The organism is Gilvimarinus chinensis DSM 19667, from assembly GCF_000377745.1.
In the GTDB taxonomy this organism is placed as follows: domain Bacteria; phylum Pseudomonadota; class Gammaproteobacteria; order Pseudomonadales; family Cellvibrionaceae; genus Gilvimarinus; species Gilvimarinus chinensis.
The window spans coordinates 16,313-39,954 of the sequence record NZ_KB898708.1 but is presented as its reverse complement, the minus strand read 5'-3'; the positions used below and the strand labels follow the sequence as shown (position 1 = coordinate 39,954).

The window sequence follows — 23,642 nt, the reverse complement described above, 5'->3', positions numbered from 1 at the left end:
TGATCATCTCTTGTCGGTCAGGCCGCGGCCTGATTTTCGATTTAACCTACCGAGCCCTCAAGGCTCACTTCAAGCAGCTTGCCGGCCTCAACCGCAAACTCCATAGGCAGTTCTTTAAACACTTCGCGGCAGAAGCCGTTAACGATCATCGATACTGCTTTTTCCGCGTCCAGACCACGCTGCTGACACAGGAACATTTGATCGTCACTCACTTTTGAGGTGGTAGCCTCGTGCTCAATTACCGCGCTTGGGTTTTTACTTTCGATATACGGGAAGGTGTGCGCACCACAGCGATCACCGATTAACAGCGAGTCACACTGGGTATAGTTACGTGCGCCTTCCGCGCCCGGATTCATACGCACCAGGCCGCGATAGCAATTTTGGCTTTTACCCGCCGATATGCCTTTTGAAATGATGGTAGAGCGGGTGTTTTTACCGATATGAATCATCTTGGTACCGGTATCGGCCTGCTGATAATTATTGGTCAGCGCGACTGAGTAAAACTCGCCCACACTGTGATCACCACGAAGAACACAGCTTGGGTACTTCCATGTCACAGCAGAACCTGTTTCGACCTGAGTCCAGCTGATTTTCGCACGGGTATGACACACCCCGCGCTTGGTCACAAAATTATAGATACCGCCTTTACCGTTTTCATCGCCGGGATACCAGTTTTGCACCGTTGAGTATTTAATTTCGGCATTATCTTTAGCCACTAACTCAACCACCGCCGCGTGCAATTGGTTTTCATCACGCATGGGTGCGGTACACCCCTCAAGATAACTGACGTAAGCCCCCTCTTCGGCAACGATCAGGGTGCGCTCAAACTGGCCGGTGTTTTGCTCATTGATTCGGAAGTAGGTCGACAGCTCCATGGGGCATCGAACACCTTTAGGAATGTAAACAAACGAACCATCGGAGAACACCGCCGAGTTCAGAGCGGCAAAGTAGTTATCCTTTTGCGGCACCACTGAGCCCAGATGCTGCTTAACCAGTTCGGGGTATTTTTCCACCGCTTCGCTGATGGAACAAAACAGCACGCCCGCTTCTTCAAGCTTTTCGCGAAAGGTCGTGACCACGCTCACCGAGTCGAAAACCACATCCATGGCAACGCCTGCCAACATTTCCTGCTCGTGCAAGGGAATGCCCAGCTTTTCATAGGTTTCCAGCAGCTTGGGGTCTACTTCGTCGAGGCTTTTAGGCTTATCTTCCATGCTCTTGGGCGAAGAAAAATATGAAATCGCCTGATAGTCGACTTTGGGGTAATCCACGTGCGCCCACTCTGGCTCTTCCATTTCCTGCCAGGCACGAAACGCCTGCAGACGCCATTCGAGCAACCACTCGGGCTCATTCTTTTTCGCGGAAATAAACCGCACCACCTCTTCGTTCAAGCCGGGCGGCAAGGTATCTGTGTCAATCGCCGTATGGAAACCGGCGGCATACTCTTTTCTGATTAGGTGTTCGACCTGTTCAGACATGTTTCACCTCTTCTTCACCTGTGTGAAGTGGCGGGCGTTGCCCACCTGCTAATCACTTGCAGCTAACGCTGCCCAAAAGCGGTTTGATTGCCGTCTTTAACTTGCTTTGCTTTGCAACTTGCCCACCACCTCACAAATATGTGAGATGGCCTGTTCTATATCCGCACTACTGGTGTCGCGCCCAAGGCTGATACGCAGCGACGAAAGCGCCGCGGCATCATCAAGACCAATGGCCTTGAGCACGTAGCTCGGCGCCATAGTCGCGGACGTGCACGCCGAGCCCGTCGAAAGCGCCAAACGGCGCAGACTGAGCAGGAGCATTTCCCCATCAATGCCGCTAAAAGCGACATTTAAGTGAGTGTAGAGCCGCTGCTCCGGGTGACCGTTCAAACGCACACCCGGCAGATTTTTAATTCCATGCCAGAGTTTGTCGCGCAAGGGCTCAAGACGTTGCTGATCCGACTCCATTTGCGCTGCTGCTAGTTCACAAGCCACCCCGAACCCCACGCACTGATGGGTGGGCAAGGTGCCCGAACGCATACCGCGTTCGTGGCCGCCGCCGTGAATCTGGGCTTTTACTTCAATCTCTGGGCTGCGACGCACATACAATGCTCCAATACCCTTGGGGCCATACAGCTTGTGTGCAGACACCGACAGCAAGTCTACGTCCAGAGCTTTGACATCCACCGGCATCTTGCCCACCGCCTGAGCGGCGTCCACATGCAGCAGACAACCTTTGTCACGACAGACTTTGGCAATTTCCGCAATTGGGTTAATGGTCCCCAATTCGTTATTCACCAACATGACACTGACTAATTTGGTCTCAGCGGTAATGGCCTCGGCTACGGCCTGTGCGCTCACCAATCCGGTGGCGTCTGGCTTGAGCAGATCGAGCTTTACCCCCTGGCCAACCAACCACTGGGCCGGGTCGAGCACCGCTTTGTGCTCAATGGCACTTGCCAGCAGATGATCCCCCGATTCACACACACCTTTTAGGGCAAGGTTATTGGCCTCTGTCGCGCCGCTAGTCCAAACAATTTCACGAGCATCGGCGCCCAGCAGCGCCGCGACCTGGCCCCTGGCGGCTTCTACTGCCTCTTCGGCCTGCCAGCCATAAATGTGCGAGCGAGAAGCCGGGTTGGCAAAATTGCCATCACGTTTCAAACACTCGGCCATAGCGGCTGCGGCCTGTGGCGCCACAGGTGTTGTGGCGGCATAATCGAGATAAATCGGCTGCATCAGATCACCCTAAATCGCTACAGAGAATCTGCCGACCCTCGCGGCGCAGATCCTGACGCTGACAGACCGTCTGAATATCGCGCCGGGCCACTAGGTCCGCGAGAGAAATACCACTGAGGAACTCATGTATCTGACCACTTAGATCCTGCCAAAGGTGGTGGGTGATGCAAATCTCACCGTCCTGACAATCGCCCTTGCCCTGACATTTGGTGGCATCCAGTGACTCGCTGACCGCATCGACTACCTGCGCCACCGAAACCCGGCTGGCCTCAGCCGCTAAACGATAGCCTCCACCGGGGCCGCGAATACTGATCACCAGATCTTCGCGGCGCAACTTGGAAAACAACTGCTCAAGATAAGACAGAGAGATGCCTTGGCGCTCGGAAATATCCGCCAGGCTCACCGGCCCCGCATCGCTGTGCAGCGCCAAATCCAACATAGCAGTGACCGCATAGCGGCCTTTGGTGGTCAGTCGCATGGTGTTTCAAGGCTTTCAGTGAAACGGCGTGCAGTGATTGTGATCCCGCACTCATAATAACTGAGTATTTTACTCAACTATTCACAAAATTCCAAGTCTCACGCGGCCTGCAGCCTTACTCTTGCCGCCCACCATCGTTATTTTCGAGCTTTCGCTCGGCGTGATAGATATAATTTTGGGTCGCCGTGAGCACACCGCGCAGTATCGACAACTCCATTTCATCCATACGAATTCGATTATACAAACGGCGTAAACGCGTCATGGTTTGGCGCGGATTATCCGGCTCCAAAAAGCCCAGATGCTCCAGGGTTTGCTGTAAATGCTCGTAATAGCGCTCCATCGCCTCGACCTTGGCAGGAGGCACATCCCAGTCGTCGAAGGTCGGCGCCTTGCCATCTTTAGCGGTCAGCCAGGCCATGCGCAACTCATAGGAAATCACCTGCACCGCTGCGGCCAGGTTGAGGGAGCTATATTCGTCGTTGGCTGGAATGTGCACATGGTTGTGACACTTGTGCAGCTCTTCATTGGTCAGGCCTCGGTCTTCGCGGCCAAACAAAATTGCTACCTCGTGCTGCTCAGCCTCGTGCACCGCCTTTTCTGCGCACTCGCGCGGATTCACCAACGGCCAGGGAATGCGACGCTCGCGCGCACTGGTGCCGACCACTAGGCCACAGCCTTCGATGGCCTCGTCCAGTGTCTCCACCACCACGGCATTGTCCAGCACATCGAGAGCGCCGGCTGCGCGCCACACGGCCTTTTCGGCGGGAAATTCTTTGGGCGCCACCAGATACAAACGAGACAACCCCATATTTTTTATCGCCCGGGCAGCGCCGCCGATATTACCTGGGTGAGATGTGTTGACCAGTACGATACGTACCTTATCCAGTTGATTATCACTCATGGAGCTGCCTCGGGTTGCGCGCCACAGGCGCCAAAAGCGCGGCATTTTAACAAACTTGTCGCCCTTGGCGTAGTAGCCTGCAGAAGCTTGCTGAGTTTTCCTTGGTAAGCGGCGCAGGCGTTGTTATAATCGCCGCCTCGGCCACCCCGGCCCCCGTTCTTTAAACCCTCTTTCGTAACTGGTGCCCCCATGGAACCCATGCTGACAATTGCCCTGCGCGCGGCGCGCAAGGCCGGTGAAATTATTGAGCGCGCAACCGAGCGCTTAGATGTTGTAGCTATCGAGGAAAAAGGCCGCAACGACTTTGTGACCGAAATCGACAAAGCCGCTGAAAAAGAAATCATATATCACCTTAGAAAAGCCTATCCGGACCACAGCATTATTGGCGAAGAAGGCGGCTCTCAACCGGGCAGCAACTCTGATGTCGAATGGATTATTGACCCTCTGGATGGCACCACCAATTTTATTCATGGTATCCCTCACTTTTCAGTCTCTATTGCCTGCCGTATCAAAGGGCAGCTGGAGCACGCTGTTGTCTACGACCCCATCAAACGTGAAGAATTTACCGCCAGCCGCGGGCGTGGCGCTGCTTTAAACGGTCGCCGTATACGTGTCAGTAACCGCAAAGGATTGGCCGGTGCACTTATCGGTACAGGCATTCCCTTTAGCGGTTATGCCCTGGAAAACATATCCGCCTACCTGGCTGCAGTACAAGAAATTGCAGGGCAAACCTCAGGCATTCGCCGCCCCGGCTCTGCCGCACTGGATTTGGCCTATGTAGCTGCAGGTCGTTTTGACGCCTTCTGGGAAATGAACCTAAATCAATGGGATATTGCGGCCGGCCTACTACTGGTTAAAGAAGCGGGCGGACTGGTAAGTGACTTTAACGGTGGCAACACTCACTACGAAACCGGACATGTGGTGTGCGGCAGCCCCAAAGTCTTCAAGCCCGTACTGCAAATTGTGAAAAAGCACATGGGCCACATTCGCTAAATAAACCTTTTAGCCGGTACAAGCCGTACCGGCTATTATGAGATCAACCCGCCTCAAAACCGCTCTTTTCATCACCCAACAAGTCGTTGAGTATATTTACCAGCTGATCGATTCTTAACGGCTTTGTCAAATACTCGTAAAACCCGGCCTCACGCCCTTTTTCCAGATCAATTGACATCACGTTGGCCGATAAGCCTATCACCGGAATTTTCTGGGTGACCGGGTCGCTTTGCAGCACATTTAACACTTCGTACCCGTCTAACCCGGGTAAATTAATATCTAAAATAATTGCAGAGGGCGGATTCTGGCGGGCACAGTACAAACCAACAAATGGTTCTTCAGCAACCACTAACGATAAGTTTTTATACCGATTAAAGAAATGCTCCATTAAACGGATGTTGGTGGCATTGTCTTCAATGTAGAGAATATGATGGCGTGAAGCTATTCGTAACTCAGTCAGCGCCCCCACCTCCGCCTGAACCCCATCGGCCATCACAACTGGCTCAGCAGGTTTCACTTCGTGTAGATCCACCCAAAAGGTCGTCCCCTTCCCCGAGGTACTGGTAAAGTCGATATTGCCGTCCATTTTCTCAATTAACTGCTTGGTGATAACCAGCCCGACGCCAGACCCCTCTACCTTACTCATTTCGGCGTGCAATCGATTAAAAGGCTGAAACACTTCTTCACGGCGAGACTCATCTATTCCCGAACCCGTGTCATGCACCAGAACTCTTAGCATTCGCTCCGGGCGCGTTTCCAGCTGAATACTGACCTCTCCGCCGACACGGTTGTACTTAATGGCATTGCTCATCAGATTTAATAATGCCTGTTTCAACCGCACAGGATCGGCACGAACACAGGCCGAGTCCAACCCTGCAAAATCTGTTTTTATTAACACGCTTCGCGCATCTGCCTGAGGTTGCAGCAATGTCACACAGTCCGTCAATAAGCGACTCACAAGTACATTTTGGAAGCTCGTATCCATGGTGCCAGATTCGATCTTTGCCAGATCCAGCACATCATTAATTAAGCGCAACAAATGTTCGCCTGCAGCATGAATCTCACGAATGTTATCCTTCTGAACCTGCTTCAAATTATCATCGTATTCGAACAGTTGCGCATAGCCTAAAATAGCGTTTAACGGGGTTCGCAATTCATGGCTCATGCTTGAGAGAAATTCACTTTTTGCAGAGTTTGCTTTTTCGGCCTGTTCTTTTGCCCGCATTACACGCGCTTCCGCCCGCTTAATATCGGTAATGTCCATATTGGTGCCCGACATACGCATGGGCAAACCGTCAAAATCAAAACTGGCTTTTCCTCGCGCCCGAATCCACCGAATTTCTCCGTTTTTGGCACGCACACGGTACTCGACATCGAAAGGCCGCTGGTCTTTAAGGTGGCACTCAAGGGCATGATCAAAAAGCGACAGGTCTTCACTTAGAATATGACTTCGCCATAACTTAATAAGGTCTTTGCCACTTCTATGTAACTCGGCGTCATCGCTATAGCCAAGATGTTCCCAGCATCTTGCCGAGAAATGGAACGCATCGCGCTCAGCGTACCACTCCCATATTCCATCGTTCGAGGCCTGAATTATCCGAGCTTGGCGCGCCTCACTCTCACGCAGAGCGGCCTCGACATCCTTTAACTCTGAAATGTCGAAATTAACACCCGAAATATACATAGCCCGGCCAAACTCATCACGGATTGAGTCAGCGCGAACCTGCGTCCAGATATAATCCCCCCACTTCGTTTTTACGCGATAACAGGTGTATAAAGGCTCAGCGGTGCGCAGATGCTCACGCACCGACTCAAACATTTGCTCTACATCGTCCGGATGAATAAACGCGGGGAGCTGCCGGGCATCCGTTAACCGCTTGCGATCTTCGTCGTCGTAACCGATCGACTCCCAAAATCCGCCCGACCAATCGATATAGTGACTGTTTAAATCCCACTCCCAAAACCCGTAGCCACTACCGCAAAAAATACGTCGATAGCGCTCGACCAATGCCTTAAGTTGATCCCCGTTTAAATCATCCAAGGGTTGAGACATGCTGATAGTGGGTTGGTATTCGGTCATTTTTATCTCCAGGTCCTCGGTAAGCATACCCTTTATTGACTCGCAAAAAAAAGCCCGCACTTCGCAGCGCGGGCTTTTTTGAAATACGCTTAAACTAAGGCATTTCGTCTATTTCAGTGCCTTCTTTTTCTGGGGGCATCAGGTCTTCTTTTTCCAAATGCAGCCACATCAGAGTATTAGCCGATACGTAAATGGAGGAATAGGTACCCACCACAACACCGACAATTAACGCCAGAGCGAAACCACTAATCAGCTCGCCACCAAACAAGAACAGCATCACCAGCACCAGTAAGGTGGTTAACGAGGTGATAAAGGTACGCTCCAGAGTTTGGGTTAATGATGCGTTAATGACCTCGCGGGTGGAGCCTTTCCGCATTTTGCGGAAGTTTTCCCGGATACGGTCAAACACTACGATGGTGTCGTTCAAAGAGTAACCAATAACCGCCAGCACCGCCGCCAGCACGGTAAGATCAAAATCGATTTGCAGCAGCGCAAAAAAGCCCAGCACAATAATCACATCGTGAACCAGAGCCAGAACCGCACCCACCGAAAATTTAAATTGGAAACGCGCGGCCACGTAAAGCATCACCACAGCCAGCGCAATCAACATACCCATACCACCTTCGTCGCGCAGCTCGGCACCAATTTGCGGGCCCACATACTCGCTGCGGCGCAACTCAACCTGGCTGCCCGTTTCAGCGGACAACACCTCAAGCAGCTCTTGGGTGTAAGCGTTATCGAGAGAGTTCTCCACCAGCACACTGACGGCCCCATCGGTTTCTACAATGCGGGTATCGCCAAAAAAACGTGGTGGGAAAAGCTCGGTAGAATCCAACACCCCGGCCGAGGCACCGCTGAACACCAACTCCTGGGCGTAATTACCTTGATCGCTAGGGGCGCGATTCACCGCTTCCAACGCAGCCCCGCTACCGGTATTTTGCAAGCGCCGTTCAAGCGCAACCTGGCCGCCATCACCCATGGCGCCCTGGGTGCGAATCAGCACTTCGGTATCCGAGCCAAACAACACAGCCACCGGATTGTTCAATCCCTGCTCGTCCAAAATAGAACGAATTTCCGGAATATCCGCAGGCTCCGAAAAGCTGACTTCAACCTGCGCCCCACCGGTAAAATCCAACCCCAGCTTCAGGCCGTTCATCGCCAGCGCGCCAATAGCTACCACCAGCATGATCACAGACAGAGCGGTCGCGGGGATCCGGGCCCCCATAAAATTCAGTATTTTTTGTTCAGACATGACCGGCTCCTTAAATCCAAAGCTTTTTCAGGTTTTTACGACCGCCGTACACCAAGTTGGTCAGGGCACGGGTACCCATAATGGCGGTAAACATGGAGGTAAGAATCCCGATGGACAGTGTTACAGCAAAGCCTTTAACCGGCCCGGTGCCAATGGCATAAAGAATCACCGCCACAATTAAGGTGGTGATGTTGGCATCCAGAATGGTGACATAGGCGCGATCGTAACCGGCGGAAATTGCCGACTGCGGACTGGCCCCGGCCTTTAGCTCCTCCCGTATTCGCGCAAAAATAAGCACGTTGGCGTCCACCGCCATACCCACGGTAAGCACGATACCGGCAATACCCGGCAGCGTTAAGGTGGCACCCAGCAGCGACATAACCGCTACCAGCAAAAGAATATTGACCGCCAAGGCGATATTGGCAAAAACACCAAACACCTTGTAATACACCAACATAAAGAGCAGCACCAACGCCAAGCCCCACTGCACGGACTTTACACCCAGCTGGATATTTTCAGCCCCAAGCGATGGACCGATGGTGCGCTCTTCGACAAAGTACATAGGCGCGGCCAGGGCGCCCGAGCGCAACATCAAGGCAAGCTCAGAGGCGGCGCGCGGTGAATCTAACCCGGTGATACGAAACTGTACCCCCAGCGCCCCTTGAATCGTGGCCAGACTGATCACACTGCGCTCAACGTACTGTTCGGGCACCTGAACCTGCTCGCCGTTTTCGTCTTCTTCAACGTTCATGCGGGTTTTGTACTCAATAAACAGCACCGCCATGCGTCGCCCGATATTGGAGCGCGTGGCGTGGTTCATTTTGGTACCGCCCAAGCTATCAAGCGTGATGTTTACCTGCGGCATATTGGTTTCCGGATCCATGGAAGCATTGGCGTTCGCTACATGATCCCCAGTCAGAATGAGCTTGCGCTCCAAACTGGCAGGATAACCGTTGTAGTCAAACTCTTCGGTTGCCGCCGACAGAGCGTCGGGGGCTGCTTCCAGGCGAAATTCCAAATTTGCGGTTTTACCGATAACCCGCTTAGCCTCGGCGGTATCCTGTACGCCCGGTAATTGCACGATAATACGATTGCGGCCCTGGCTCTGCACAATAGGCTCAGACACACCCAGCTCGTTCACGCGCTTACGCAAGGTGGTTAAGTTTTGGGTCAGCGCATCCTGCTCCATTTGGCGCTGCGACGCTTCACTGAGGGTTGCGGTAAAACGATAGTGGCCATTTTGCTCAGGGAAGTCATTATCAAACAGCATTTCACGGTATTCACTGCGCAGCGCACTGACGGCTTGGTCGCGCAGCTCTTCAGAGCGGAAATAGCCCACAATGACCGAGTTTTCGACGTCAAATTTCAAGTAGCGAATGCGCTCATCGCGCAGCTGGTCTTTCATCTCATCGGCGCTGGTTTGCTGACGCTTGGTGATGGCCGAGTCGACGTCCACCTCCAGCAAAAAGTGCACCCCACCGCGCAAATCCAAACCCAGTTTCATGGGGCTGGCGCCCATGGACACCAGCCAATCGGGGGTAGTAGCAGCCTGGTTGAGCGCCACCACATAATCGCTGCCCAAGGCGTCCTGCACCACTTTTTTACCTTGCAGCTGATCTTCGCCGTTGTTAAAGCGCAGCGCTGCGGCCGTGTCAGAAAACTCGCTACCGAAATGCGTAATGCCCGCTTCATCCAGCGCTTTTTCGGCGCGCTTGAGAGTCGCGGCATCAATGGTTAAATCGCTGGAGCTGCCAGAGATTTGAATGGCATCATCCGGCGGGTATAGGTTGGGCGCCGAGTAAACAAAACCCAGCACTGCCACCAGAAGGATAAGCAGATATTTCCAGAGGGGATAGCGGTTTAACATACGAAAATCCGTCAAGGCGCTGACTTAACCACGGAGGGACATCAGGCGTGTTATCAATTGTGCCCCTGTATATGGGACTGAACGCAGTAATCTCAAGTACGGAGGCGGATTATACCGAAACTCACCGCCACCACAATGACACCCGGATCACGGGGCCGGCGGTACCTCTAACCCCTGACGGCCGTAAAAATCCGCCAAAAAATCATCCAGCGTGTTGTCGTCAATGGCCTTACGCAAACCGGCCATCAGATTTTGGTAATAGCGCAGGTTATGAATGGTGTTGAGCTGGGCGCCAAGAATTTCGCCGCACTTATCCAGGTGATGCAAGTAACTGCGGCTAAAGTGGGTGCAGGTGTGGCAGTCACAACGCTCGTCCAGCGGGCCCGTGTCGTGGCGGTGCTTGGCATTGCGAATTTTAATTACGCCCTCGCTGGTAAATAGATGGCCATTGCGGGCATTGCGGGTGGGCATCACACAATCAAACATATCCACACCGCGGCGCACAGCCTCAACGATATCGGCGGGCTTGCCTACCCCCATCAAATAGCGCGGACGGTCAGCCGGCATTTCCGGACCAAGATGCTCCAGCACCCTCAGCATGTCTTCTTTCGGCTCGCCTACAGACAAGCCGCCGATGGCATAGCCGTCAAAATCTATCTCGGTTAAGCCTTGCAAAGATTCGCTGCGCAGGTTCTCGTACATGCCACCCTGAACGATACCAAATAATGCCGATGGGTTATCGCCGTGAGCCTCTTTGGAGCGCTTGGCCCAGCGCAGGGACAGCTCCATAGAGCTTCGCGCCTCGGCGGGCGTCGCCGGATACGGCGTGCACTCATCAAAAATCATCACAATGTCCGAGCCCAAATCCCGCTGCACCTGCATCGAAAGCTCCGGGTCCATAAACACTTTGCTGCCATCAATGGGCGAGCGGAAAGAAACGCCCTCTTCGGTGATTTTGCGGAGCTTGCCTAAACTGAACACCTGAAAACCACCGGAGTCGGTGAGGATAGGCTTGTCCCAGCGCATAAAGTCGTGCAAATCCCCATGAGCCTTAATCACTTCCGTGCCAGGGCGCAGCATCAGGTGAAACGTATTGCCCAAAATAATCTCGGCACCGATTTCTTCTATCTCCCGCGGCGCCATGCCTTTTACCGTGCCATAGGTGCCCACCGGCATAAACGCTGGTGTTTGGATATCTCCCCGAGGAAAACGTAAGGTACCCCGGCGGGCGCCCTGCTCTGTTTTATGCAACTCAAAGGTCATTTTGCACTCTCGGGTCATAGCTCGCTCACTGCTGTCTCAATGTTGATGCGAAAATAAGCACTTTTATTTATAAGCACTTGGTTTCGAAGATGGTTCGGTGCGTAACGCGTGGATGGGCCTAAGGCGCATCGGGCGCTGGGTTACGGGTAATAAACATGGCGTCGCCGTAACTAAAGAAGCGATAGGCTTGATCCACCGCCTCACGATAAGCATTCATTGTATTTCGATAACCGGCAAACGCACTTACCAGCATCATTAAAGTGGATTCGGGCAAATGAAAATTTGTCACCAGCGCATCCACCACATGAAACTGATACCCAGGGTAAATAAAGATATCCGTCTCCCCCTGAAACGCCTCAAGACGACCGCCATTAAAGTGCGCGGCACTTTCAAGGCTACGCACACTGGTAGTGCCCACTGCGATGACACGCCCTCCGGCCGCCTTGGTAGCCGCCACTTTGCGGCACACGTTATCGCTGACCTCGGCCACCTCAGAATGCATTGTATGCTCGGCGATATTATCCACCTTTACCGGCTGGAAGGTACCCGCCCCTACGTGCAAGGTGACAAAGGCGCGCTCGACACCCCGCTCAGCTAACTCCTGCAGCATTGCCTCATCAAAATGAAGGCCAGCCGTAGGTGCCGCCACCGCACCCTCGCGCTTGCCATAAACCGTTTGATAGCGCTCGCGATCTTCTTCGCCATCATTGCGATCAATATAGGGAGGTAAAGGCATGTGCCCCAAGCGGTTAAGCACATCAAGTACAGGCTGCGGAAATTCAATAACAAACAGTGCGCCTTCGCGTCCGGTGACGGTAAGGCGGGTATCGTCTTCGAGAATTAATTCAGAACCGGGCTTAGGGGAGCGACTGGCGCGGGTATGAGCCAACACCTGGCGTTCGGAGGTTACACGCTCCACCAAAATTTCCACCTGCCCGCCCGATGCTTTTTTGCCGAATAACCGGGCAGGAATTACACGGGTGTCGTTAAACACCATTAAGTCACCGGGGCGCAACTGCTCCAGTAAATCCGTAAATTGGCCGTGACGGGTCTGGCCCGATGGACCATCCAACATCAATAAGCGACTACCCCGCCGCTCAGAGGCAGGTTCTTTGGCGATTAATTGTTCAGGCAGAGAATAGAAAAAGTCCTGGCGCTGCATAAAAAACGTCCGGAGCCGATTACAAGGCGCGCAAGAGTAGCCCAATTAACCACTTCTTGCCAGTATTTGGTTGACGAAGCGAAACTCGCTGATATAATCACGCCCACTTCGCCAGAGTGATGAAATTGGTAGACATGAGGGATTCAAAATCCCTTGCCTTCACGGGCGTGCCGGTTCGAGTCCGGCCTCTGGTACCATACTTAAATAAGGCTCCGCTTGCGGGGCCTTATTTGTTTCTAGCCTGCACCAAAAACCTCCCTGTGCTTTTTACTCGCCACTTCGACTTTAAAACGTCTTATTTCTTGCCTATGCTGAAACTTCACTTTGCGATGGAGGGAAGCCGTGCACCAAGACAGCCTTACCAGCCAAGAAAGCCAAAGCCCTGACGCCCATTTTTTGGGTATACGGCAACGTAGCCTTGATCTTATCGAAGGCTTCAGCGCTGAGGATTTGCAAATTCAATCTATGCCTGACGCCAGCCCGGGGAAATGGCACCTTGCTCATACCACTTGGTTTTTCGACCACTTCATTTTACGCTCCCATCAGCATAACTACCGGCCTTTCGATAATCGTTTCGATTATTTATTTAACTCCTATTATGATGCGGTAGGCAGCCGCCATGCCCGCCCAGAGCGCGGCCTTTTGAGTCGTCCGAGCTTGCAGCAAGTGCTGGATTACCGTAACCAGGTTGATCTGGCCATAACCGAGCTGCTAGAAAAACATGGGGATAACAGCGCTCTGCAAACACTCGTCGTCACGGGCTTACACCACGAAATGCAACATCAAGAGCTGATGCTCACAGACTTAAAACACGCGCTATCACGAAATATCTTTGCCCTACCCGAGCATAAAGCAAGCGCCAGGAATGGGGCGACCATTGAAAGCCGGTTCATCCGCTATTACGAGTCCATTACCCGCATCGGTGCCAACGATGAAGGATTTAGCTACGACTGCGAAAAACCCAAGCACCGCGTTTTCTTAGAGCCCTACGAACTGCGCAACACACTGATCACCAACCGGGAGTGGTTACAGTTTATGGCTGATGAGGGCTATCAAAATCCTACCTGGTGGCTCAGCGACGGTTGGTTTTACTGCCAAAAAGCCCAGTGGCGCGCTCCTCTGTATTGGCGTGAACATCAAGACGGATGGGAAGAGATGACCTTTGAGGGATACCAGCCGGTGGTATTGGACGCACCTGTATGCCACATAAGCTATTACGAGGCCGATGCATTTTGTCGCTGGGCAGGCTGGCGATTACCCACCGAATATGAGTGGGAGCATTCAGTTCGCAGCGCGGGCAAAAGTCACGGCCACTTTGCCGAACAAACACCGTGGCACCCACAACCTCCAACCTCTGAAACAGAGGGTCTTTGTCAGGCCCAGGGCACGGTATGGGAGTGGACCAGCAGTGCATTTTCACCCTACCCTGGTTTTCAGCCACTGCAAGGCGCACTAGGGGAATATAACGGCAAATTCATGGCCAACCAGTTTGTGCTTAAAGGTGGCTCTTGCGCTACTCCCGCCGAACAGATGCGTTTCAGTTACCGTAACTTTTTTCACCCTTACCAGCGCTGGCAATTTAGTGGTGTCAGGCCCGCACGAAACATCGACTTATAAATTAAAGGAGAGCCCATGTCACAGACTCACGCTATTGCAAATGACTTGCACACGGACAATGAATTTTTATCGGATGTTTTAAACGGTTTAAATAGCAGCCCCAAAACCCTACCACCCAAGTATTTTTACGATGCCAAAGGCTCACAGTACTTTGACGACATTTGCAGCCTGCCCGATTATTATCTCTATCAAACCGAACTGGATTTATTGCCCATAGTCGCTCAAGACCTCGCCAAACACATCAAACAACAGGATGAATCGGGCCTAGAGATTGTCGAGTTTGGTGCAGGTTCCTTACGCAAAGTGGGGATGCTGCTGCGGGCTATACCTCAGATCAATCACTTCACCGCCATCGATATCAGCCATGAGCATTTAATTTCCGCATGCCGAACCCTAGAGTCACAGTACCGAGAGCTGTCAATAACACCCTGTGTTCATGATTTTACAAAGCCGCTGAAACTTTGCAGCACTGCACGCACACGAATTGGCTTTTTTCCAGGCTCCACCATTGGCAATTTAAACCACCGCGAAGCCGAAGAATTCCTGAACAATGCGGCACTAACCTTAGGGAAACACAGCTATTTATTGATTGGCGTTGACACCAAAAAATCCGAATCTGTATTGCAACGCGCCTACAATGATACAAAAGGGGTAACCGCTAAATTCAATAAAAACATTCTGCACCGAATTAACCGTGAGCTTGATGCTAACTTTTCATTGGAATCATTTGGTCACCAGGCTTTTTACAACGCCGAACACGGTCGTGTAGAAATGCACCTTAGAAGTTTAAAATCCCAAACCGTATTTATTTCCGGCGAGCCTATTGAGTTTACAAGAGGTGAGAGTATTCATACTGAAAACTCCTACAAATACCATCCACCCGAATTTAATCAACTGGCCAAACGCTCTGGGTGGTCTACGGAAAAGCTGTGGCTTGCACCTCAAGATCAATTTGCCATTTATCTACTAAAGCACCGTGACTGAACCTTTTATATGCCGAAGCTTTTGCGGCAGCAATGCCGCTGGCAACCTCCATTGTGTGCAACTTGCAAGCAACCCCACGCAGGCTCTGCAAGGGCATGACAACCACACAGAATTGAACCTCGGGCAAACGCCCTTTTGGCTTGAGCATTGGCAAAAAGAACAGCGGGTTCGTCGTTGCGGATCGGGCAACATCGCCATAGCCGCTTTCTTGTATCACAGGGTTAATAAAAGGACTTACCAACAAAATCTAAACTCCCCTTTCGGTAGCATCACCGTGGGTTACGATTCGCGAGGCCCTTTTTATCTGGACACCCCCTTGGTTCAATCCAGCATTCAACATCAAGCACTATGGCGACATTTAACCGGCTGTCATATTCACACGGGCGTATACGTGGGCGGCCCGGCAGAGTATTGCATTGTGGTGTACCCAAGCCTTTACCACCTAAAATCCACCCAGCCAAAACTTGCGCAATTTTCACTGTATACGCAGCGCGCATTAATCGCCGCCTATCTTGAGCCAAACCTTGCCCACATGCGTTATTTCGCACCTCAGTATGGGCAAGCTGAGGACACAGCCACAGGGTCGGCAAGTGTGCAACTTGCCGAATTTCACTATCGTCAATATGGTCGCAGAGAGATCAAGATTCAGCAGCACTCGCGTGAGGGTGGAATTATTCAGAGTCAGAAAACAGCCACAAATCAGATAAAAGTCCGAGGGCAATATCAGCTTTTAGCGCCTTAGATTACTCGCCTGCCTCCTACTTACGCTGGCCAACCTGATTGTCGTGATATACTCGGCCATAAGATCGAGACGAGACTTGACCATGCACCCTTTGCGAGTATCACAAGCCGTTATGTTTGCCGATATTTCGGGCAGCTCGCGCCTGTATAAAAAGCATGGCAATACCCACGCCAAACTGCAAATCGACAACACCCTGCTCTGCACCCGACAAATTATTGAAAAAAACCAAGGCGTGGTAGTTAAGACTTTGGGCGATGAGATTATGGCTCGCTTTCAATCCCCAGTATCAGCCTGTCGCGCCGCCATTGCCCTGCAACGTCACGCTCAACAAGAAGATAACCTCGCCCTGCGAATTGGTATATCTTACGGCGATACATTAATGGATGAGCATAATGACGTCTTTGGCGATGTGGTAAATGATGCCGCCGACGTTTCCCATATTGCTCGAGGTCGGCAGATTGTGCTTACTGACAAGCTCAAAAATCAATTGCCCGAGGTTTTCCAGCATCAGTGCGAAGCGTTTGACCGTATCGCACTCAAAGGGGCCTCTCAGAGCAGGCTGGTTTATCGTTTATGCTGGGAAACCCCAGCCCAGTCTAACAAAGCCACTGCCGTGCTGGAGGTTGCCGAGCTTACCCAACGGCTACAATCGCATCGCCTGACTTTAACCGGGCCCGACAAAACGAATAGCTACAGCCCCGATCAATTACCACTTAGTCTGGGGCGTGACGCCAGTGCTGTTAACTGGCTCGCCAGCAATGAGCGGGTATCCCGAGAGCACTGTGACATTGTGTTTCGCCGTGGAAAATTCGTCCTCCGTGACCACAGCACTAACGGCACTTATGTGCATACGAATAACGCAGACCCCATCTACATACGACGTGAAGAAATCCCACTGATTGACTCAGGTTCAATCACCTTAGGGCAAAAACCCGACGAAAAAAACGGTTATCAACTCCACTTCTGCGTTCACTTTCCAGACACCTGTAAACCGAGCTAATTAATTACACACATGACTCAGACTACCCCTATCCCGACGGTAACCAATGCCGGACTGCGCAAACGATTAGCCGCCGCGGTATACGATTGGCTACTGTTACTCGCCATTAGTATTGCTTATGGCGCCGCTGTGTTAGCGGTTAAAATAAAACTCTTAGGGCTGGTTTTGGCAGAAGGAGAAAAAGCGAGCATGGGGCCTATGGGTCTAATTGGCTGGCTTTTTGTCTTGATGGCTTTTTATTGTCTTTTTTGGCGACGCTTTGGACAAACATTGGGAATGAAAGCCTGGCGACTTAAAGTAACCGACATTGACGGTAAAAGAATTTCCATTAGCCGCGGCCTGCTTCGCTGCTGCTGTGCCATATTGAGCGCTATACCAGCAGGATTGGGCTACTGGTGGATGCTGTTGGACCCAGAGCGACTCACTCTTCACGACCGTCTCTCAGGGACACGCGTATGGCAACTGCCTAAAGAGCCCTAGCTTTTCTTTTGGCCGCTAGAATCAACCCGCACGACGCAACAACACTACCCCCAAACCCATGCACAAAATAATTGGAATGGCGACGGCAACAAATGGCGAAAAACCAAACACCAGGCTCGAGGGCCCAAGTAAGCTCTGAAGCAATCGAAAACCTATTCCAAATGCTACACCTGTAAACACTTTCTGCCCCAAGCTAACACTGCGTAGCGGACCGAAAACAAACGAGATGGCAATTAACACCAGACTAATTGTCGCAAGTGGCTGAAGCATTTTTTGCCAAAATGCCAACGCATACTCCCCGGCATGCAAGTTTTGATCTTTCAGGTAACGACTGTAGCTATACAAGCTTCTTAGCGATAAAGCGTCCGGCTCCATTGCGACAACGTTCAGCAAAGCAGGGGTCAATTCAGTTATCCAGCGACGCTGCGGCAACTCTTCCGTAGTGACTTGTTCGTCGGTAAAACGGGTAACCGACACATTACGCTCCTGCCAGTAATCACCCCGAAATTCAACTTCCCGCGTAAAACTGGCACTGGCCAAGCTACCCTCTTCAAAGCGATAGCGTGTAACACCATAGAGCTTGCCATCGGGCTGAACAACATTGAACCATATATACTCATCGGCCTCACGATGCCAGACACCCCGGCGGGCCTGATCTTCGTTGGTGTACCCTAAAGCCAAAGAGCGCCTGCTCTCTGCCGTTTGCTCAGCGTAGGGAACGACATACTCGCCCAAACAAAGAGACAGCGCGATAAACACCAAGACAGGCTTAAGAACCATCCAGCTGATTTGCAGCACCGAGACTCCCGCCGCACGAATAACCACCAGCTCACTACTGCCAGCCAGTGCCCCCAAGCCAACCAGACAACCAATTAACACCGCATAAGGAATAAACTCGTAAACGCTGGTGGGCGTACTCCAAGCAATGTAAACCAGCATTTCATAAAAAGTGTAGCCTTCACGCAGACTGTCGAGCTGGTCAATTATCTTGCCAATAAAGTCCAACCCCAACACCAGTATTAACACCATTACTGTGGCCAGAAAAACCTGTTTAGCGATATAGCGATTTAACTGTTTCAACTTTGCCTCCGCACCACAGCCAAGAACTTAGCGGGGCCCACAAAGAGAAATACCGCAATTAACAAAAACACTAAATGCACTCCCCATAGGCCGGGCATTGAGGGAAACTCACCATCCTCAATCGCACTACGAACCGTACTCAGGGCGGCCACATATATCAGATACAGCAATATAGCGGGCAGCATTTTTAAAAACCGGCCCTGCCTTGGACTGGTACGGCTTAGCGGGATGGCCAAAACGGTGACCACTAAAACCAAAAGAGGCATTGATAAACGCCACTGAAGAGCGGCTTTACTTTGAGCCGATGAATCAGACCAGAGCGCGAGAGTGGTGCGACCATCGGCCGCCACTGAGAACGTATCAGCCACCGCGGGTTCTGGAATGTGTTGCCCTAAACGCTCGAACTCTGTCACTTGAAAATCCGCTGAGCCGGGTCGCCCCTGATAGCTAATGCCATCATGGAGCTCCAGATAGCGCCCCCCAAACTCCGGATGGACAATCTGGTTACCCCTTTGTGCCAGAGATACAGAAGGCTGCTGCCCCCACCCCGGCATTTGAGCCACAAACAAATTATTAAGCTGGCTATTGTTCTGACTTAACGACTCGACATAAGTAACCTGTCGCCCACCGTTGAGCTTTTGGAAATGGCCAGCGCGCAACATGGTAAATTCACTACGCGATGCCTGCTCAGCAAACACCAGCTCTGTTTGCGCCGCCCCCCAAGGGCTTACCCATAAGCTCATAGCACCAATTAACAAGGCAACCAACACCCCGGGCACCGCGGTTATCCCCAACAGTTGGCGCTGACTGATACCACACGCCGACAACACCACCATTTCGCTGTCCATGTGCAAACGCCCATAAGCAAGCAAAATAGCAATCAAAAATCCAAGAGGAATAATCAGTTCTAGAAATCCAGGAAGGCGGTACGCCATTATTGCAAAAAGAACATCCACCGCAATTTTACCCGCCGCGGCATCAGCCAAATACTTTACAAATCGACCACTCATAATAATAAGCAGCAGCGTCGTGCTCACCGCCAGCATGGTCAGCAAGATTTCACGGGATAGATAACGATAGATGATCAAAATATAAACACCCAACCTTCAACGGATAGGTTAAAGGACTTTAACAGCGTAAAAACTTGGCGCCACCTGACGCCGTGGTAAACTCTACAACAAGGTTGAGTCCATTACGACCAATTCGGCGGCGCTATTATCCCGCAGCCGAATGAGTTTGTCTTGCTAATGCGGCCCTTCTCTCATACATAGACCGAAAGACCGAGGACAGACATGCAATTTTACGCTAAATCCCAAGATGCACTCGCACTCAAATCCGACGTACTGGCTGTAGGCATCTTCGAAGGTGGCCAGCTAAGCACCACGGCCGCCGCCGCTGATAAAGCCAGCAAGGGCGAATTGAAAAAGCTGATCGAGCGTGAGAAGTTTAAGGGAAACGCTGGTAGCACTTTATTATTGCACCACGGTCTGGGACAAAGCTCAGCGCGACTATTACTCCTCGGACTTGGGAAACAAAAAGACACCGCAATATCAGCGGAAAACTTCTCCTGCGCAATCCAGGCGTTAGCTACAACCGTTAAAGGCTACCGCAATGCAAGCCTTGCGCTGGAAGGCGTCACTGTAGAACAACAGAGCTTTCAGTGGCAAGCCCAGCAACTTGCGCAAATTCTGCTCACCAACCTCTGGCGTTTTGATCAGCTTAAAAGCCAAAAGCAGCCTCGCCCTACCCTCAGTAAAGTCACCTTATGCACCGACAAGGCCTCGCTAAGCGCGGGTAAAAAAGGCCTGACCGAGGGCCAGGCACTGGCCGAGGGTATTAATTACGCCCGCGAACTGGGTAACCTGCCGGGCAACATTTGCACCCCCTCTTACCTTGCTCGCCAAGCAAAATCTTTGGGGCGCAGTCGCTCCGATCTGACGGTAAAAGTCCTGTCTGAAAAACAAATGAAAGAACTCGGTATGGGCGCGTTTTTATCGGTTTCGGCAGGCAGTGACGAACCTGGCCAGATGATCGTCATGGAATACAAAGGCGCCGCTAAATCCACCGCGCCCTATGCACTGGTGGGCAAAGGCATTACCTTCGACACCGGCGGCATTAGCCTTAAGCCGGGCGCAGGGATGGACGAAATGAAATTCGATATGTGCGGCGCTGCCAGTGTTTTCGGCACCATGAAAACGCTGCTTGCACTCAAACCTAAAATTAATGTGGTCGCGGTGGTAGCTGCCGCTGAAAACATGCCCTCGGGTTGCGCCACCAAGCCTGGCGATATCGTCACCACCATGTCCGGCCAAACCGTCGAAATTCTTAACACCGACGCAGAAGGTCGACTGGTGTTATGTGACGCCCTCAGCTACGTGCAAGAGTACAAACCCAAAACCATTGTCGATATCGCCACCTTAACCGGCGCCTGCGTCATCGCGCTCGGCAGTCACGCTCACGGCCTATACAGTAATGATCAGGCGCTGGCAGATTCATTGCTCGCCGCCGGTGTTCGCAGCGGCGACCGCGCCTGGCAAATGCCGCTGTGGGACGAATACCAAAAACAACTGGACAGCAACTTTGCCGATATCGCCAATATAGGCGGCCGTGAAGCGGGCAGTGTTACCGCCGCCTGCTTCCTCTCACGGTTTACCAAAGAGGCCAAGTGGGCGCACCTGGATATTGCCGGTACCGCCTGGAAATCCGGTAGCGCCAAAGGGGCAACCGGCCGCCCGGTTTCACTGCTGGTTAACTACCTGTTAAACCCCGTATGACCCGAATCGATTTCTACGTGTTAAAAACTGCCAGCCATGAAAGCGAACGCTGGCAGTTTGCGGCTCGGTTAATGGAAAAAGCCATTCTACAGAAACACCAGCTGCTGGTAGTGGTTGACACCCCTGATCAACGCCAGGCACTTGAAGATGTGTTGTTAACCTTCAAACCCGAATCGTACCTTCCATTTCGACGGGTAGAAGAAGCCGATTTACAACAGCCTGCTATTATCAGCTGCGGCGAAGATGCGGGACAGCAACATGACATTTTGATCAACCTCAGCAGCACTTTGCCGGCTTTTTTTAGCCGCTTCCAAAGGGTTATTGAGGTCGTCATACAGCAGCAAGATGTATTAGAGTACACCCGAGAACACTGGGCGTACCTAAAAGAGCGCGGTTACCCTATTCATCACCACCCACTGTAGCCTCTGCGGAGTATTGGCAATGGACCGGGAAAAAGAAAAAACCAAAACCGAGTTGCTCAACGAACTCGAATCCATTCAAGGACTGCTGCTTGATGATATTCCACTATTAAATGAGGTGATTGAGAAAACGGAAGCTCGTATATCACTCGAAACCCCAAGCAAGAATAATACGGATTATTCAGACGCCGACCGTCAAGGTAGCGAAGAAGAAAACTTCGAGTTGGATTTGAGTACAGACGTCTACCCCCAAAGCTCAATGCCACCAAAGGTTAGCGAGACTAATAAAAAGAGTGACATCGCTGAATCACAGCAAACGCTATTTCACCCGCCTCAAAACGAAACGCCCGACACGTACAACCACCCCAGTTCGCTGCCATCAACCAGCAAAGCGATGGGTGAAAACCCTTTTCTGCCCCAACATATCCGCGAGCGTTTAAAAGGTAATCGCGCCGCCGAGTTTGCACTCTCACCAAACAGCCCAGTGGATACCCAAAGTGAGCTTATTGACGAGTTGATAAATTCGGTGATGCCTCAACTGGAGGCTCAACTGCGATTAAAGCTCTCCGGCATGACCGAAGAGCAATTGCAACAGCTGTTAAAATCACGATAAATAAAACATTAATACGGCGGCGAAGCTTCACGATCACGCACCAGAAAAAACAATATCGTCGCTAACAAAACCAACAGCATATTAGCAGCGAAGACATTGTGGTAACCGAAAGCTTCCGCTACACCACTGACCAAGGCGCTACTGATTAACGTGCCTACGTGGGTGGTGTTGGTATACAGTGCCGACGCACTGCCCGCCCTCCCCGGCAGCATCTGCTGCACCACCGAAACCCCAAGCCCAGCGAGAATCCCTACAAACACAGCGTTCGCAAGCTGCAGCGCAAACAACTGCCACAAGGCATCCGCCCAGTAAATTCCCGCGTAAAGAATCAAGCCCGCCACGCCACTTGAACGCACAATAGTTATAGGGTTTATCCGCGACGCCAGCACACCGGCCAACAACATCACCGGCACCTCCAAGCCTGCCGCTGTGCCCATAATCCAGCCGACCCACCCGGTACTCAGCTCCAGATTGCGGGTAATATGCAATGGCAAGCTGATGAGATAGGCGTTATTCACTCCCCACATCAGCGACAAGGCAAGCAAGCACAGCCATAAATTGCGTCCATTAACACCGCCCATCAGTTGCCAAAACGACGCCGAAGCAGGCTTAGGCTTTTGATGGTGCTCGTGCAGAGCGGGCAACAGTGAAACAGTGAGTAGCGCCACCACCACAAATAATCCAGCGGCGCTCCAATACAAGGTTTCAAAACCAAAATAACTGACCAACAAAAAGCCTGCCGGAGGCCCGGCAACCCAGGCAAAGGCAATTTGTGCTCTCACCAAGGCGTTAAAGAGCGCCACACGCTCGGCTGGAATGACCGTTTCGGCGTATTCCAGGCTGTAAGCCAACACCTGAGAAAACGACACCATTGCCAAGCTTAACAACCCTACAGCGCACAGGCAGGTGACCCAGTAATCCCGCGACCACGCAAAAATAGCGCAGGCGAGCAACCCCACCAAACACAGCCCCACCACCAGCGAGCGGCGGTCGTGCAATCGATCAGACCAATCCCCCAGCAACTGATTGTAGATAATACTGCCAAGGGCAATTCCGGCGTAAGGAATACCCACCCAAAAGGGACTAACGCCAATCTCATCGGCGAAAAAAATACTTAAGGTAGGCAGCAGCAGCGCACCGATAACACCGGTCGCAAACGATAGAAAATAAATCCCCAAAGCCCGGGGGCGCCACAGTGAACTCACCGAACCTCCAATCTG

21 protein-coding genes and 1 tRNA gene are annotated in these 23,642 nt (G+C 52.0%); 10 read left to right on the top strand and 12 right to left on the bottom strand.

What is annotated here, in order from left to right:
* Positions 1–41: 41 nt before the first annotated feature.
* From sufB to trmJ, 4 genes are all read right to left on the bottom strand, one after another.
* Entirely contained in the window at positions 42–1,478 is a 1,437-nt protein-coding gene (gene sufB / locus D568_RS0109635) for a Fe-S cluster assembly protein SufB (protein ID WP_020209391.1), read from the bottom strand.
* 96 nt (positions 1,479–1,574) lie between these two features.
* Positions 1,575–2,720, bottom strand: a complete 1,146-nt coding sequence (locus tag D568_RS0109630; protein ID WP_157497811.1) for a cysteine desulfurase family protein — start codon at positions 2,718–2,720, stop codon at positions 1,575–1,577.
* Position 2,721: 1 nt separating this feature from the next.
* On the bottom strand, positions 2,722–3,195 hold the full coding sequence (gene iscR / locus D568_RS0109625) for a Fe-S cluster assembly transcriptional regulator IscR (protein ID WP_020209389.1): 474 nt from the start codon (positions 3,193–3,195) through the stop codon (positions 2,722–2,724).
* A gap of 115 nt (positions 3,196–3,310) precedes the next feature.
* Positions 3,311–4,096 carry a tRNA (cytosine(32)/uridine(32)-2'-O)-methyltransferase TrmJ gene (gene trmJ / locus D568_RS0109620; protein WP_026286949.1) on the bottom strand — a complete coding sequence of 262 codons (786 nt, stop codon included), beginning with the start codon at positions 4,094–4,096 and terminating at the stop codon, positions 3,311–3,313.
* A 189-nt stretch (positions 4,097–4,285) separates the two neighbouring features.
* Here trmJ and D568_RS0109615 point away from each other — a divergent pair, with 189 nt between their 5' ends.
* A complete protein-coding gene (locus D568_RS0109615) occupies positions 4,286–5,089 on the top strand; it encodes an inositol monophosphatase family protein (protein ID WP_020209387.1) in 804 nt (267 codons plus the stop codon).
* Positions 5,090–5,132: 43 nt separating this feature from the next.
* On the opposite strand, the gene D568_RS0109610 is transcribed toward D568_RS0109615, so the two are convergent.
* The 5 genes from D568_RS0109610 to queA all read right to left on the bottom strand — a co-directional run bounded on the left by D568_RS0109610 (position 5,133) and on the right by queA (position 12,713).
* On the bottom strand, positions 5,133–7,169 hold the full coding sequence (locus tag D568_RS0109610) for a PAS domain-containing protein (protein WP_020209386.1): 2,037 nt from the start codon (positions 7,167–7,169) through the stop codon (positions 5,133–5,135).
* Between the two features lie 94 nt (positions 7,170–7,263).
* Entirely contained in the window at positions 7,264–8,421 is a 1,158-nt protein-coding gene (secF, locus tag D568_RS0109605) for a protein translocase subunit SecF (protein WP_020209385.1), read from the bottom strand.
* A gap of 10 nt (positions 8,422–8,431) precedes the next feature.
* The gene (secD, locus tag D568_RS0109600) at positions 8,432–10,288 is read right to left on the bottom strand and encodes a protein translocase subunit SecD (protein WP_020209384.1); all 1,857 of its coding nucleotides are present in this window, start codon (positions 10,286–10,288) and stop codon (positions 8,432–8,434) included.
* A gap of 147 nt (positions 10,289–10,435) precedes the next feature.
* Positions 10,436–11,551, bottom strand: a complete 1,116-nt coding sequence (tgt, locus tag D568_RS0109595; protein ID WP_040516628.1) for a tRNA guanosine(34) transglycosylase Tgt — start codon at positions 11,549–11,551, stop codon at positions 10,436–10,438.
* Between the two features lie 118 nt (positions 11,552–11,669).
* A complete protein-coding gene (gene queA, locus D568_RS0109590; RefSeq protein WP_020209382.1) occupies positions 11,670–12,713 on the bottom strand; it encodes a tRNA preQ1(34) S-adenosylmethionine ribosyltransferase-isomerase QueA in 1,044 nt (347 codons plus the stop codon).
* Between the two features lie 110 nt (positions 12,714–12,823).
* Between queA and D568_RS0109585 the strand changes: the two genes are divergently transcribed.
* From D568_RS0109585 to D568_RS0109560, 6 genes are all read left to right on the top strand, one after another.
* Positions 12,824–12,910: transfer RNA gene (locus tag D568_RS0109585), tRNA-Leu, on the top strand.
* A 145-nt stretch (positions 12,911–13,055) separates the two neighbouring features.
* Positions 13,056–14,330 carry an ergothioneine biosynthesis protein EgtB gene (gene egtB, locus D568_RS0109580; RefSeq protein ID WP_020209381.1) on the top strand — a complete coding sequence of 425 codons (1,275 nt, stop codon included), beginning with the start codon at positions 13,056–13,058 and terminating at the stop codon, positions 14,328–14,330.
* 15 nt (positions 14,331–14,345) lie between these two features.
* Positions 14,346–15,314: an L-histidine N(alpha)-methyltransferase gene (gene egtD, locus D568_RS0109575; RefSeq protein WP_020209380.1), complete on the top strand. Its 969-nt coding sequence runs from the start codon at positions 14,346–14,348 to the stop codon at positions 15,312–15,314.
* A gap of 55 nt (positions 15,315–15,369) precedes the next feature.
* Complete coding sequence (locus D568_RS0109570) at positions 15,370–16,056, top strand: PhzF family phenazine biosynthesis protein (RefSeq protein ID WP_020209379.1); 687 nt, start codon at positions 15,370–15,372, stop codon at positions 16,054–16,056.
* A gap of 82 nt (positions 16,057–16,138) precedes the next feature.
* On the top strand, positions 16,139–17,056 hold the full coding sequence (locus D568_RS0109565) for an adenylate/guanylate cyclase domain-containing protein (RefSeq protein WP_020209378.1): 918 nt from the start codon (positions 16,139–16,141) through the stop codon (positions 17,054–17,056).
* Positions 17,057–17,068: 12 nt separating this feature from the next.
* Positions 17,069–17,536 (top strand): RDD family protein, encoded by a 468-nt coding sequence (locus tag D568_RS0109560; protein WP_020209377.1) that lies wholly within the window; start codon positions 17,069–17,071, stop codon positions 17,534–17,536.
* A gap of 21 nt (positions 17,537–17,557) precedes the next feature.
* Here the strand turns inward: D568_RS0109560 and lptG are convergent, their stop codons facing one another.
* Positions 17,558–18,616 carry an LPS export ABC transporter permease LptG gene (lptG, locus tag D568_RS0109555; protein ID WP_020209376.1) on the bottom strand — a complete coding sequence of 353 codons (1,059 nt, stop codon included), beginning with the start codon at positions 18,614–18,616 and terminating at the stop codon, positions 17,558–17,560.
* The gene (gene lptF, locus D568_RS19835; RefSeq protein WP_020209375.1) at positions 18,613–19,704 is read right to left on the bottom strand and encodes an LPS export ABC transporter permease LptF; all 1,092 of its coding nucleotides are present in this window, start codon (positions 19,702–19,704) and stop codon (positions 18,613–18,615) included. The genes lptG and lptF overlap by 4 nt, the downstream gene beginning before the upstream one ends.
* Positions 19,705–19,908: 204 nt before the next feature.
* Between lptF and D568_RS0109545 the strand changes: the two genes are divergently transcribed.
* Genes D568_RS0109545 through D568_RS0109535 form a run of 3 tightly spaced genes read left to right on the top strand, consistent with a single transcriptional unit; the run spans position 19,909 to position 22,422 of the window.
* The gene (locus D568_RS0109545; protein WP_020209374.1) at positions 19,909–21,390 is read left to right on the top strand and encodes a leucyl aminopeptidase; all 1,482 of its coding nucleotides are present in this window, start codon (positions 19,909–19,911) and stop codon (positions 21,388–21,390) included.
* Complete coding sequence (locus tag D568_RS0109540; RefSeq protein ID WP_020209373.1) at positions 21,387–21,812, top strand: DNA polymerase III subunit chi; 426 nt, start codon at positions 21,387–21,389, stop codon at positions 21,810–21,812. Before D568_RS0109545 ends, D568_RS0109540 begins: the two co-directional genes overlap by 4 nt.
* Positions 21,813–21,831: 19 nt before the next feature.
* Positions 21,832–22,422: a hypothetical protein gene (locus D568_RS0109535; RefSeq protein WP_020209372.1), complete on the top strand. Its 591-nt coding sequence runs from the start codon at positions 21,832–21,834 to the stop codon at positions 22,420–22,422.
* An 8-nt stretch (positions 22,423–22,430) separates the two neighbouring features.
* Here the strand turns inward: D568_RS0109535 and D568_RS0109530 are convergent, their stop codons facing one another.
* Positions 22,431–23,627: a sugar efflux transporter gene (locus D568_RS0109530; RefSeq protein ID WP_020209371.1), complete on the bottom strand. Its 1,197-nt coding sequence runs from the start codon at positions 23,625–23,627 to the stop codon at positions 22,431–22,433.
* Positions 23,628–23,642 lie beyond the last annotated feature (15 nt).